Below are 12,554 nucleotides of genomic sequence, written 5' to 3'. Positions count from 1 at the left end.
GCACCCACGGCGGAGCTCAGGCCTGCTTGAGCTCCTGGCGCTGCCGGCCCAGGCCGCCGATGGTCAGCTCGACCACGTCACCGGCCTTCAGGTAGGGCTTGGGCTCCGGCTGGCCGAGCGCCACACCCGCGGGGGTGCCGGTGTTGATCACGTCACCCGGGTACAGCGTCATGAACTGGCTCAGGTAGCGGACCACCTCGGCCACCGGGAAGATCTGGTCCGCCGTCGACCCGTCCTGCTTCAGCTCGCCGTTGACCCACAGCTGCAGCGACAGCGCCTGCGGGTCGGCGATCTCGTCGGCGGTGACCAGCCACGGACCCAGCGGGTTGAACGTCTCGCAGTTCTTGCCCTTGTCCCACTGGCCGCCGCGCTCGATCTGGAACTCGCGCTCGGACACGTCGTGCGCGACCGCGTAGCCGGCCACCGCGGCCAGCGCCTCCTCGTGCGAGGCGGCGTAGCGCAGCTCGCGGCCGATCACCACGGCCAGCTCCACCTCCCAGTCCGTCTTCCGGCTGCCGCGCGGCACCAGCACCGTGTCGTCCGGGCCGACCACGGTGTCCGGCGCCTTCATGAACACCACCGGCTCGGACGGCGGCTGGGCCCCCGTCTCGGTGGCGTGGTCGTGGTAGTTGAGGCCGATGCAGACGATCTTGCCGATCCCGGCCAGCGGCGGTCCCACCCGCTGCCCCTCGTCCAGCGCGGGCAGCTCCCCGGCGGCCTCCGCCGCGGCCACCCGCTCCAGCGCGGCGCCGTCGGCCAGCAGGGCCCCGTCGATGTCGGCCACCAGGCCGCTCAGGTCCCGCAGCACGCCCCCGCGGTCCAGCAGCGCCGGGCGCTCCGCTCCGGCGGGTCCGACTCGCAGCAGCTTCATGGTGTGCACTCCGTAGGTCGTTCGGTCGTTCTGCCTCCGGCCCTCAGGAACGGTCGGACGGTCCCGTCGGACGGTCCGATGGCCGGTCATCGGATGTCTTGTCCGATCCTCCAATCAGGGGCGTCGCTCGCGCAAGCCCCTGATCATCCTGTGGACGCCGCTCCCCCGGACCACCCCCGACCCGCCTCCAAGGCCGCGCCCCCGTTCCGAGGGCAAGCCCTTTCTATACCCGTACGGCGCAGCACCTTCCACGCGCCCCACCCCGCCGCGGCCGCCGTGACAACCCGGCGGCCGACCGCAGCGGTGCCACCGTGATCGATGCCGTGGACGGCGGCAGCGCACCGGACGGGCCCAGCGGCCCCGGACGCGGCAGCTCAGAGGTCGGAGCGGCAGCCCGCAGCCGTGCCGCCACGCCCCGAGCCGGCCCGCCGGACCCGGCCCCGCGGGCCGGCCTTTCAGCCGCCCGCCAGCCGCGACAGGGTGAAGATGAGCAGCCCGGCCAGCGCCCCCACCACCGTGCCGTTGATCCGGATGAACTGCAGGTCGCGGCCCACATGCGCCTCGATCTTGCGCGACGTCTGGTCCGCGTCCCAGCCCGCCACCGTCTCGCTGATCAGCGCCGTGATCTCGTCCCGGTACGTCGTCACCAGGTACGTCGCCGCGTCCTCCAGCCAGGTGTCGACCTTCGCCTGCAGCCGCTCGTCGGTGGCCAGCCGCGCGCCCAGCGACATCAGCGACGCCCGCGCGCGCAGCCGCAGCTCGCTGCGCTCGTCCTCGGCGGCGGCCACCATCATCGTCCGCACCGCACCCCACGCCGACTGGATCAGGTCCTGCACCTCGCCCCTGGCCAGCAGGTCCTTCTTCAGCCGCTCGACCCGCGCCCGCGTGTCCGGATCGGACTGCAGCTCCTGCGCGAAGTCCCCGAGGAACCGGTCGACCGCACCGCGCGCCGGATGGTCCGGCGAGTCCCGCATCTCGGTGACGAAGCGCAGCAGCTCCTTGTAGACCCGCTCGCCGACCTTGCGGTCCACGAACCGCGGCGTCCAGCCCGGCGCGCCGCCCTGCACCGCGTCCATCACCGAATCGCCGTGCAGCACCAGCCAGTCGCGGGCCCTGGCGCACACCAGGTCCACCATCCGCCGGTGCCCGCCGTCCGCGACGATCCGCTCCAGCATCTTGCCGAGCCCCGGCCCGATCTCCTGCGCCTCGGCCCGCCGCGTGATCGCCTCGCTCACCACGGCCTGCACGTCCGAGTCGCGCAGCACCGTCAGCAGACCGCGCAGCGCGGCCGCCGCCTGCTCGGTCACCCGGTCCGCGGAGGAGGGCTCCGCCAGCCAGCCGCCGAGCCGCGACCCGACACCCACCGACCGCAGCCGGGCCCGCACCACCTGCGCCGACAGGAAGTTCTCGCCGACGAAGTCGCCGAGGCTTTCGCCCAGCGCGTCCTTCTTCGTCGGAATGATCGCGGTGTGCGGGATCGGCAGGCCCAGCGGCCTGCGGAACAGCGCGGTCACCGCGAACCAGTCGGCCAGCGCGCCGACCATGCCGGCCTCCGCCGCCGCGGAGACGTAACCCGTCCAGCCGCCCGCGCCGTGCGCACCGGCCACACGGCTCAACGCGTACACCACCGTCGCCACGAGCAGGAAGCCGGTGGCGATCAGCTTCATCCGGCGCACGCCGCGGCGCCGCTCCGCGTCCGGGTCCGCGGCCGGCACCCCGGCTCCGCCGCCGCCCGGACCGCCCGTGCCGCGCGGCCTCCCCGGGCCCCCGGCCCTCCCCGACCCGCCGCCACCGGCCCGCCCGGCGTCACCACCCGATCCGCCGGGACCGTCGGGGCCGCCCGATCCGCGGGAGCCGCCCGGTCCCTCGGGGCCGCCCGAGCCACCCGGTCCCTCGGGGCCGCCCGATCCGCCTGGTCCCTCGGGGCCGCCGGGGCCGCCGGGGCCGCCCGAGCCACCCGAGCCACCCGGTCCGTCGGGGCCGCCCGAGCCGGCCGGTCCCTCGGGGCCGCCCTGGTCGGCCTTGCCGAGCCGGCCGTCCCGGCCGTCCTGGCCGACCTGGCCGTCCCGGTCACCGGCCCTGCGAGCCGCGGCCTCGCCGCCCGCGCTGTCCGCGCTGTCCGCGCTGTCCGCGCTGTCCAAGGGTGCCGCGGAAGCCGCAGGAGCCGCACCGCCGCTGCCCGCGGCTTCTGCCGCACCCGCTTCTGCCGCACCCGCGCCGCCCTCGGCGCCCCGTTCCGGCCCGGGGCCCGCGGGCAGCACGGCAGCCGGACCGGCCGCACCGGTCCCGCCGGCCTGACCGGCCTGCTCCACCGGGCCGGCCGGCCCGGCCGGGTCCGCGTCCTGCGGTCGCCCCGTCGTTCGCCCCGTGTCCATCCGCTCCACCCGCGTATTCTCACCGCCACTGCCAGTCTGGGAACGTACGACAGGTTCCCCATGCCTCCCAGCGCCACCCCCGAGGAGTTCCACGCACCATGATCGACCCGCACGCCGACGCAGGACTGCCCGGTTACGCCGAGCACTTCGAGGCGCCCGAGGGATACCTCGACTTCGCCCGCTACGGACCGCCGTCCCACGACGTGCTGGACGCCACCGCCGCGGCGCTCGCCCACTCCGCCCGCGCCGACCAGCACACGGTCGACGACCTGATGCGCGCCGAACCCCGCGCCCGCGCCGCCGCCGCCCGCCTCGCCGGGACCGACCCCGAGCACACCGTGCTGCTGCCCAACGCCTCCACCGGGCTCTTCCACGCCGCGTTCGGCATCCCCGGCGGCACCGTCCTCGTCCCCGCGGGCGACTTCCCCGCCAACCACTACCCGTGGCGCCGCACCGCCGCCCTCGGCCGGGCCGAACCCCGCTGGCTCGCACCCGACGCCCGCGGCCGCGTCACCCCCGACACCGTCGCCGCCGCCCTCACCGACGACGTCGTCGCCCTCGCCGTCAGCGCCGTCGACTTCCGCACCGGCCACCGCGCCGACCTCCCCGCCCTGCGCGACCTCATCGGCCCTGACCGGCTGCTGATCGTCGACGGCATCCAGGGCTTCGGCATCGCCGAACTGCCCTGGCAGATCGCCGACGTCGTCGTCAGCGGCGGCCAGAAATGGCTCAGGGCCAGCTGGTCCACCGGCTTCGCCACCCTCTCCGACCGCGCCCTCGAACGCCTCGAACCCACCCTCACCGGCTGGACCGGCATCGAGGACGTCGCCCTCTTCGACGACCGCGAGCACCCGCCCGCCGCCGGCGCGCAGCGCTGGAGCATCACCAACCTCAGCCCGGTGACCGCCGCCGCCCTGGCCGCCGCCCTCGAACTCGTCGAGGCGACCACCGTCCGCGCCATCGAGGCGCGGATCGCCGCACGCGTCGACCAGCTCATCGACGCCGTACGCTCCTGCGGCGGCGAGATCCTCTCCCCCCTCGCGCCCGGCGAGCGCGCCGGCATCGTCTCCTTCCAGGTGCCCGGCACCGACCCCGCCACCGTCGGCAAGGCGCTGCACGCCCACGAGGTGACGCCCACCGTGCGGGCCACCTCGGTACGGCTGTCCCCGCACGCCTCCACCCCGCTCGCCGCCGTCGAACGGGTCCGGGCGGCGCTCACGTCCCTGCGCTGACCGGTCCGGCCCCGGTTCGACCCCGGCTCGGCCCCGGCTCGGCCCCGGCTCGGGAATGGCACCCCGGGCCGGGAGCGGCGGCGGGAGGAGCCCGGCCCCCGGCGGAACGCCCGGCGGAGATAATCGCCGTATGACCCGACGACTCGTCCTCGCCACCCGCAACGCCCACAAGGTCACCGAACTCCAGGCGATCCTCGCCGAAGCGGGCCTCGGCCCCGACCTCGAACTCGTCGGTGCCGACGCCTACCCCGAAATCCCCGACGTCAAGGAGACCGGCGTCACCTTCGCCGAGAACGCCCTGCTCAAGGCGCGGGCCCTGGCCGACGCCACCGGGCTGCCGGCCGTCGCGGACGACTCCGGACTCTGCGTCGACGTGCTGGGCGGCGCCCCCGGCATCTTCTCCGCACGCTGGGCCGGCCGCCACGGCGACGACGTCGCCAACCTCGACCTGCTGCTCGCCCAGCTCTCCGACATCGACGCCCCGCACCGCGGCGCCCACTTCGCCTGCGCCGCCGCCCTCGCCCTCCCCGACGGCACCGTCCGCGTCACCGAGGGCCGCCTCACCGGCACCCTGCGCCACACCCCCGCCGGCACCGGCGGCTTCGGCTACGACCCGATCCTCCAGCCCGACACCGACACCCGCACCTGCGCCGAGCTCAGCCCCGACGAGAAGAACGCCATCAGCCACCGCGGCAAGGCCTTCCGCGCCCTGGCCCCCCAGATCGCCGAACTGATCGGCTGAGCCCACGAAAACGGCGCGGCGCATCGTATGCGCCGCGCCTGCGGGTGGGCCCGGTGGGACTCGAACCCACGACACACCGGACCTAAACCGGCGCCCTCTTGCCAGCTGGGGTACGGGCCCGCGGCGCTACTGTACTGGGCGCCGTCCCGCCCTCCGGCCCCCGAGTCCGATTCGCGTAGCCGATCGTCTGGCTGTGGCACGAAGGGCACAGATACCGCAGGTTCTCTCGGCGGTTGTCCAGCCGATCGCCGTTGACGTGGTCGATCTCCAGCACCAGGCGCCGGCCCTGCCAGATGTCGCCCGTCCCGCACTCGACGCAGACGTGCGGGACGCCCAGTTCGTCGAGGGACCTGCGCAGCAGGCGGGTGGCCGTGCGCGCGGAACCGGGATCCTGCCGGCGCAGGATCTCATCCGCGGACCTGCGCCTGGGCGAGGCAGCGCCGCGCGCACCCGCCTGCCCGGTGAAGTGGCTGAAGGAGATCCCGTGCGCGGACGCGCTGCGTTTCACCCGCGCACGGACAGCTGCGTTGTCGGGCACGCCGAGCAGTCGCAGCAGCGAGGCGAGGCTCCGGGCGGAGGCGGCGGCGGACGCGAGCGGCTCCCTCGGGAGGATGTCGGGCCCGTACCGTCGGCCGCGGGTGAAATGCCCGGTGCTGACCCCGAGTTCGTCGAGTCTCCTGCGGACGTAGCCGTAGGAGACGTCGCGCGGCGGATACCCGAGGCGTTCGAGCACCTCGCGGACGCTGCGGGACTGGCGGGCCGCGTCCGCGAGTTGCTCCCGCGGGAAGGTGCGCGTGGGGCGCGGCGGGAGGGCCTCGTCGACGAAGTGCGACACGTCGATCCCGTAGTGGGCGAGCCTGGCTTCCAGGTACCGCAGGGGCGCGCTGCCCAGAGGCGCGTCGAGGCGGCGCAGCATGTCGACGGCGCTGGTGGAGACCTCGGACGTCCGAACCAGCAGGTCCCTGGTGTACCGCGGCGGGCTCACGGGGTCCTCCGCCGGCGACCGCGGTAGGTGTCCGTCACCGCATGGCAGTTGGGGCACAGCAGCCGCACGTTCGCCAACCTGTTGTCCCACCATTCGCCGCTGATGTGGTCGACCTCCAGCCGCAGCGGGCGGCCGTTCCACTCGGGTCCGGTGCGGCAGAGCGCACAGCGCTCGGCGACCCCGGCTTCGAGCAGCGCCCGGCGCAGGCGCCGGCCGGGTACGCGCCCTTGCTCGGGGCGGCGCAGGCCCAGCACCTCCCCGGGCTCGCCGCCCGCGCGGCGGCGCGGTGCCCGGGCGAAGTGGGAGGTGTCGATGCCCAGCGACGCGATGCGGCGGCTGATGTGCGCGTGGTTGCCGCCGACCTGGCTGATGCCGAGGTGCCGCACCACATCGTTGACGCTCGCGGAGACGGCGACGGCCTCACGCAGTCGCCGCTCGGTGTGCCGGACACGGCCGCTGGTCCAGTGGGAGGTGTCGACGCCCTCCTCGGCCATCCTCCGGCGGAGGTAGCGCTGCCGGGCAGGCGTCGGCTCGCCGCCGCACCGGCGCACCGCCTCCGCGGCGCTCGACGTCTCGCGCGCCGCCTCGACCAGCACCTCGCGCGTGTACATGCGTGCCACCGCCCGCCCCCTTCGGTCGATCCGGACCCGTGTTCGAGTGGTCGTACGGATCAACGAAAGGGGGCCGCGGGGGTTACGGCGGCAGCCCGGTGGATCAGACGGACAGGTCGCGGAGGAGTTTGGCGACGTGGCCGGTGGCGCGGACGTTGTAGAAGGCGTGGGCGACCTTGCCGGACTCGTCGACGACGATGGTGGAGCGGATGACGCCCATGATGGTGCGGCCGTAGCTGGACTTCTCGCCGTAGGCGCCGTAGGCGTCGAGGACGGAGCGGTCGGGGTCGGAGACCAGGGTGACCTTGAGGGACTCCTTCTCGCGGAACTTGGCGAGCTTCTCGGGCTTGTCCGGGGAGACGCCGATCACGTCGTAGCCGGCGGCGGCCAGCACGTCGAGGTTGTCGGTGAAGTCGCAGGCCTGCTTGGTGCAGCCGGGGGTCAGGGCGGCGGGGTAGAAGTAGACGATCGTCTTGCGGCCGCGGTGGTCGGCGAGGGAGACGGGCTTGCCGTCGGCGTCGGGGAGGGTGAAGTCGGGGGCGGTGTCGCCGGGGGCGAGGCGCGTGGACATGGGAAAGCTCCTCAGGGCAAACGGGGGTGCCGACGCGGCGCGGGCCGGGTCGTGCTGACAGACTGTCCGAACGCTACCGAATCAGGCGATGGAGGCAGTGCGTGTCGGAAGGTGCGAGGACGCCCGCCCAGATCGAGGCGGACATTGCCCGCAGGCGGGACGGTCTGGCGGCGACGCTCGACGAGATCGCGGTCCGGGTGCATCCGGCGACGATCGTGCGGGACACCAAGGCGAAGGCCGTGTCCGCGCTGGACCGTTCGGTCGGGCAGGCCTACGTGGCGGCGAACCGGGCGGTCACCCGGGTGCGGGGGCAGTTCGTGACGGACGAGGGCAAGCCGCGCTTGGACCGGATCGTGCCGGCCGCGGTGGCCGTGGTGGCGGTGGCCGGTGTGGTGGCGGGATTCTCGGTGCGGCGGCGGCGCCGGTAACGTCGGTTCCGTGAGTTCGAACAGTGAGCACGACAAGCTCCCCATCCGCATGCTGCACGACCGCCTTCTGGTGCGGCAGGACAGCGGCGAGGGTGAGCGCCGCAGCGGCGGCGGCATTCTGATTCCGGCGACGGCGGCCGTGGGCAAGCGGCTGGCCTGGGCCGAGGTGGTGGCGGTGGGCCAGAACGTCCGCACCGTCGAGGTCGGCGACCGGGTGCTGTACGACCCGGAGGACCGCGCGGAGGTGGAGGTGCGGGGCGTGGCGTATGTGCTGATGCGCGAGCGCGACCTGCACGCGGTGGCGGCGGAGCGGCTGCAGGGCACGGACGACTCGACGGGCCTGTATCTGTAGGACGGCTCTCCGGAGGACGGCCGCTGCCTCCAGAGCGGCGGCGCGGGCCGGCCCGGCGGACCCCGGCCGGCTGCCGTTGGCGTGGATACCCGGTGACCCGGGCGGTGGGCTCAGCCCCCGCCCGGGTTCGTGCTGTTCGGGGCGGTGAGAGCGGAGTTGCGGGGCGGCGTGGTGCCGGTGAAGCCGTCGGGCACGGGCGGCGCCTGGTTGCCGGTGCCGCCGTCCGCGGTGCCGCCTGCGCCCCCGGCGGTGCCGGTGCCCCCGGTACCGCCGGTGGCGCCCGCGTCGGTGCCGCCGCTGCCGTCGCCGCCCGTGGTGGTGCCGCCGACGGGCTGCATGGTGTCGGTCGGGGTGGGGTCGCCGGTGGGCGGGGTGCTGCTGGGGGGCTGGCTGCTGGGCGGGCCGCTGGTGGTGGTCGGGGCGGTGGTCGGCGAGCCGGGCGTGGAGCCGGTCGGGGTGGAGCCGGTGGTGGGGGGTGTGGTGTCGGGGGTGGTGGCCTCGTCGGACGGGATCGCGGAGTCGCCGTCGGTCTGGAGGTCGAAGTCCTGGACGGGGGTGCCGCGCAGGGCGGCGGCGGTGTACTGGGCCCAGACCTGTCCGGGCGGGCCGCCGCCGTTGATCCGGGACTGGTTCATGGCGTTGTAGAGCTTCTCCTGCGCGCCGGTGTCGGGGTTCATGCCGAGGAGGGCGACGACGGTGGCGAGTTTGGGGGTGTAGCCGGCGAACCAGGCGGCGCGGTCGTTCTCGGCGGTGCCGGTCTTGGCGGCGGCGGGCCGGCCGGCGTTCTGGGCGACGACGGCGGTGGCGCCGGAGCTCTCGACGACGCTGCGCAGCACGGAGGTGGTGGTGTCGGCGGCGGCGCGTGACACGGCCTGGACGGCGTCGCGCTTGGGCAGGCCGATGTCGTTGCCGTCCTTGGTGACCTTGAGGACCAGGGAGTAGGGGATCTCCTGGCCGTGGTTGGCGAGGGTGGCGTAGACCTGGGCCATGTCGAGCGGGCTGGCGCCGAACGCGCCGAGGGCCATGGCGGGCGTCTCGGGGATCTTCACGGCGTCGGGCAGGCCGAGGGCGTGCGCGGTGTCGATGACCTTGCCGGTGCCGACGTCCTGGGCCATCTGCGCGTAGACGGCGTTGACGGACTTGTCCATGGCGCGGGTGACGTCGATGTCGCCGTAGGTGGCGTCGTCCTCGTTGGCGGGGCGGTAGCCGACCGGGCCGTCGGGTCCCTGGACCTCCCGCTTGTTGCGGCCGTCGTAGACGGTGGACGGGGTGATGGGGTTGCCGTCCTGGGTCTGCGCGTGGTGGTCGAAGGCGGAGGTGAGGACCACCGGCTTGAAGGTGGAGCCGGGCTGGTAGGTGCTGTTGGTGGCGCTGCTCACGTACTGCTTGGTGTAGTCGATGCCGCCGTAGAGGGCGACGACGTTGCCGGTGGCGGGGTCGATGGAGACCGCGCCGGCGCGCACGTACTTGTCGGCCTTGTTGTGGCCGAGCTTGTCGTAGACGTTGTCCTGTGCGGCCTTGACGAGGTCGTCCTCCTTGGGCTTCTGGATGGTGGTGACGATGGTGTAGCCGCCGCTGCGCAGGGAGTCGGCGTCGACGATGTGGTTGTCGGCGAGGTACTTGTTGACGGCTTCGATGATGTAGCCGCGCTGGCCGGCCTTGCTGGCGATCGGCTTGGGCTTGCTGATGGCGGGGAACGGGGTGGCGTTGCGCTCGGAGGCGGTGAGCCAGCCCTCCTTGACCATGCCGTCGAGGACGTAGTTCCAGCGGGCCTTGGCGGCGGGTGCGTTCTCCGGGTGGGCGGAGAGGTCGAACTCGCTGGGCGCGTTGAGCAGGGTGGCCAGGTAGGCGCCCTGGGCGGTGGTCAGGTGCGCGGCGTCCTTGTCGAAGTAGGCCTCGGCGGCGGCCTGGATGCCGTAGGCGTTGCGGCCGTAGTAGCTGGTGTTGAGGTAGCCCTCGAGGATCTGGTCCTTGGTCTCGTTGCGGTCCAGCTTGATCGCGATGAAGAACTCCTTGATCTTCCGCGACGCCGTCTGGTTCTGGTTGAGGTAGTAGTTCTTGACGTACTGCTGGGTGATGGTGGAGCCGGACTGCCGGCCCTTGCCGGTGGCGGTGTTCCAGATGGCCCGGACCATGGCCTTCGGGCTGACCGCGGACTCGTGGTAGAAGTTGCGGTCCTCGGCGGACAGCACGGCGTACTGGGCGGTCTTGGCGACGCCGCTGAGCGGGACGTTCTGCCGGTTGACGGCGCCGTCGCGGGACAGCTCGGTCTTGCCGTCGGCGTAGAGGTAGACGTTGTTCTGCGCGACGGCTGCGGCGTTGGGGTCGGGGATGGTGACCAGGGCGTAGCCGACGAAGAACGCGCCGATGAGCAGCAGCAGGATGGTGAGGACGCCGCCGGTCAGTACCCGCCAGCTGGGCAGGAGCCGGCGCAGGCCGGTACGGCCGCCTGTCGGGTTCGCAACGCTCATGTCTTAGGGGACTCCTCGGCCGCCGCCGAGGTTGGCCACGGCGGAACATGGTGGACTAATCGTTACGTACGACCGCGTACACCCACACAGTCCTCGGCCCCACCTTCTCGCATCACCTGCCCGTCCCGGATCACCGGCGCGCATCCGTGACAGGCCTGTGACAGGTGCGGCAAACGCATCCGGGTGAAATTCGTTGGCCGCGGCGGTGCGGCGCGCACTAGGCTCCTCCGCTTGTGTGTCCGGCCGCCCTGGGCGGCGGCGGCCGGGCCGGTGCGGACGGCCGACCCCGGGACATCGGGAGGTGCGGGGCGAGGTGGGCGGGTTCTACGCGGCGGTGGTGGTCCGCGGATTCCGGCGGTACGCGACGTACCGCTCGGCGACGGCGGCGGGGGTGTTCACCAACTCGGTCTTCGGCCTGATCGTCTCCTACAGCTACATCGCGCTGTGGGACCAGCGGCCGCACCTGGGCGGCTACACGCAGGCGCAGGCGCTGACGTACGTGTGGGTGGGCCAGGCGCTGCTGATGACGATGGCCCTGATGGGCGGCGGTTTCGAGGACGAGCTGATGGCCCGGATCCAGTCCGGGGACATCGCGGTGGACCTGTACCGGCCGGCGGACCTGCAGGGGTGGTGGCTGTCGGCGGACCTGGGCCGGGCGGCGTTCCACCTGCTGGGGCGCGGGGTGCTGCCGATGGTGTGCGGTGCGCTGGTCTTCGACCTGGCGCTGCCGGTGGACGCGGTGACGTGGCTGCTGTTCGCGGTGGCGGTGCTGCTGGGCGCGGTGGTGAGCTTCGCGCTGCGGTTCCTGGTGGCGCTGACCGCGTTCTGGTTGCTGGACGGGGCGGGGGTGGCCCAGATGGCGTGGCTGGCGGGGCTGTTCTTCTCCGGGATGGCGCTGCCGCTGACGGTGTTCCCGGGCTGGCTGGGTGAGCTGGCGCGGGCGCTGCCGTGGGCGGCGATGCTCCAGGTGCCGGCGGACGTGCTGCTGGGGCGGCACCGCGGCGCGGGGGCGGCGGGCGCGCTGGCGTTCCAGGCGATGTGGGCGGTGGTGCTGCTGGCGGCCGGGCGGGCGCTGCAGTCGGTGGCGACGCGACGGGTGGTGGTCCAGGGTGGCTGAGACGGTGCGCGCCTACGGGCTGATCGTCGGGATGTGGGTCCGCTCGACGATGGCGTACCGGCTGTCGTTCGCGATGACGGCGCTGGGGAACTTCGCGGCGACCGCCTTGGACTTCGTGACGATCCTGCTGATGTTCTCGCACATCAGGGTGCTGGGCGGGTTCACGCTGCCCGAGGTGGCGTTCCTGTACGGGACGACCAGCACCGCGTTCGGGACGGCTGACCTGCTGATGGGGTCGATGGACCGGCTGGGGCGGCGGGTGCGGGACGGCACGCTGGACACGCTGCTGCTGCGTCCGGTGCCGGTGCTGGCGCAGGTGGCCGCGGACCGGTTCGCGCTGCGTCGGCTGGGCCGGATCACCCAGGGCCTGCTGGTGCTGGGCTGGGCGCTGCTGCGGGTGGACGTGGCGTGGACGCCGGCGAAGGTGCTGCTGGTGCCGGTGATGCTGGCGTCCGGGGCGGCGATCTTCTGCGCGGTGTTCGTGGCGGGGGCCGCGTTCCAGTTCGTCGCCTCGGACGCGTCGGAGGTGCAGAACTCGGTGACGTACGGCGGCAACACGATGCTGCAGTACCCGCCGGGGGTGTTCGCGCGGGAGCTGGTGCGCGGGGTGACGTTCGTGGTGCCGCTGGCGTTCGTGAACTGGCTGCCGGCGCTGCACATCCTGGGCAAGCCGGATCCGCTGGGCCTGCCGCGGTGGGTGGACTTCCTGTCGCCGCTGGTCGCTGTCTGCTGCTGCGTGCTGGCCGGTGCGGCCTGGCGCGCGGGGCTTCGTTCGTATCGCAGTACAGGGAGCTGAGCG

At 73.6% G+C, this 12,554-nt stretch carries 12 protein-coding genes and 1 tRNA gene; 6 read left to right on the top strand and 7 right to left on the bottom strand.

All coding sequences use genetic code 11. The annotated features are described in order from the left end of the window. Nucleotides 1–16: 16 nt before the first annotated feature. Together ACH4TG_RS22550 and ACH4TG_RS22545 are read right to left on the bottom strand one after the other, a co-directional pair. Nucleotides 17–871 (bottom strand): fumarylacetoacetate hydrolase family protein, encoded by an 855-nt coding sequence (locus ACH4TG_RS22550; RefSeq protein ID WP_398244211.1) that lies wholly within the window; start codon nt 869–871, stop codon nt 17–19. A gap of 455 nt (nt 872–1,326) precedes the next feature. Further along, entirely contained in the window at nt 1,327–3,246 is a 1,920-nt protein-coding gene (locus ACH4TG_RS22545) for a DUF445 domain-containing protein (protein ID WP_398244210.1), read from the bottom strand. 98 nt (nt 3,247–3,344) lie between these two features. Here ACH4TG_RS22545 and ACH4TG_RS22540 point away from each other — a divergent pair, with 98 nt between their 5' ends. Both ACH4TG_RS22540 and rdgB read left to right on the top strand, forming a co-directional pair. Beyond that, nucleotides 3,345–4,478 (top strand): aminotransferase class V-fold PLP-dependent enzyme, encoded by a 1,134-nt coding sequence (locus ACH4TG_RS22540; RefSeq protein WP_398244209.1) that lies wholly within the window; start codon nt 3,345–3,347, stop codon nt 4,476–4,478. Nucleotides 4,479–4,608: 130 nt separating this feature from the next. Next, a complete protein-coding gene (gene rdgB, locus ACH4TG_RS22535; RefSeq protein WP_398244208.1) occupies nt 4,609–5,220 on the top strand; it encodes an RdgB/HAM1 family non-canonical purine NTP pyrophosphatase in 612 nt (203 codons plus the stop codon). 45 nt (nt 5,221–5,265) lie between these two features. Here rdgB and ACH4TG_RS22530 read toward each other — a convergent pair. The 4 genes from ACH4TG_RS22530 to bcp form a co-directional block, all read right to left on the bottom strand. Then, nucleotides 5,266–5,340, bottom strand: a tRNA-Leu gene (locus ACH4TG_RS22530). Further along, nucleotides 5,303–6,136 carry an HNH endonuclease gene (locus ACH4TG_RS22525; RefSeq protein ID WP_398244335.1) on the bottom strand — a complete coding sequence of 278 codons (834 nt, stop codon included), beginning with the start codon at nt 6,134–6,136 and terminating at the stop codon, nt 5,303–5,305. The genes ACH4TG_RS22530 and ACH4TG_RS22525 overlap by 38 nt, the downstream gene beginning before the upstream one ends. A gap of 65 nt (nt 6,137–6,201) precedes the next feature. Further along, nucleotides 6,202–6,816 (bottom strand): HNH endonuclease, encoded by a 615-nt coding sequence (locus tag ACH4TG_RS22520; RefSeq protein ID WP_398244334.1) that lies wholly within the window; start codon nt 6,814–6,816, stop codon nt 6,202–6,204. 103 nt (nt 6,817–6,919) lie between these two features. After that, the gene (gene bcp / locus ACH4TG_RS22515) at nt 6,920–7,387 is read right to left on the bottom strand and encodes a thioredoxin-dependent thiol peroxidase (RefSeq protein WP_398244207.1); all 468 of its coding nucleotides are present in this window, start codon (nt 7,385–7,387) and stop codon (nt 6,920–6,922) included. 101 nt (nt 7,388–7,488) lie between these two features. Between bcp and ACH4TG_RS22510 the strand changes: the two genes are divergently transcribed. Continuing rightward, a complete protein-coding gene (locus ACH4TG_RS22510; protein ID WP_398244205.1) occupies nt 7,489–7,815 on the top strand; it encodes a DUF3618 domain-containing protein in 327 nt (108 codons plus the stop codon). Between the two features lie 49 nt (nt 7,816–7,864). Next, nucleotides 7,865–8,167, top strand: coding sequence for a GroES family chaperonin (locus tag ACH4TG_RS22505; protein WP_398244333.1), 303 nt, complete (start codon nt 7,865–7,867; stop codon nt 8,165–8,167). A 110-nt stretch (nt 8,168–8,277) separates the two neighbouring features. Here ACH4TG_RS22505 and ACH4TG_RS22500 read toward each other — a convergent pair whose 3' ends face one another. Next, nucleotides 8,278–10,638 (bottom strand): transglycosylase domain-containing protein, encoded by a 2,361-nt coding sequence (locus ACH4TG_RS22500; protein ID WP_398244203.1) that lies wholly within the window; start codon nt 10,636–10,638, stop codon nt 8,278–8,280. A gap of 313 nt (nt 10,639–10,951) precedes the next feature. On the opposite strand from ACH4TG_RS22500, the gene ACH4TG_RS22495 reads away from it, so the two are divergent. Both ACH4TG_RS22495 and ACH4TG_RS22490 read left to right on the top strand, forming a co-directional pair. Beyond that, entirely contained in the window at nt 10,952–11,755 is an 804-nt protein-coding gene (locus tag ACH4TG_RS22495) for an ABC transporter permease (RefSeq protein ID WP_398244202.1), read from the top strand. Further along, nucleotides 11,748–12,551, top strand: a complete 804-nt coding sequence (locus ACH4TG_RS22490; protein WP_398244201.1) for an ABC transporter permease — start codon at nt 11,748–11,750, stop codon at nt 12,549–12,551. Before ACH4TG_RS22495 ends, ACH4TG_RS22490 begins: the two co-directional genes overlap by 8 nt. Nucleotides 12,552–12,554: the final 3 nt, after the last annotated feature.

Source organism: Streptomyces sp. NPDC020917 (assembly GCF_044333795.1).
Taxonomy (GTDB): Bacteria; Actinomycetota; Actinomycetes; order Streptomycetales; family Streptomycetaceae; genus Actinacidiphila.
Note: the sequence above shows the minus strand (reverse complement) of the source record. Positions and strands in the feature narration are given on the sequence as shown.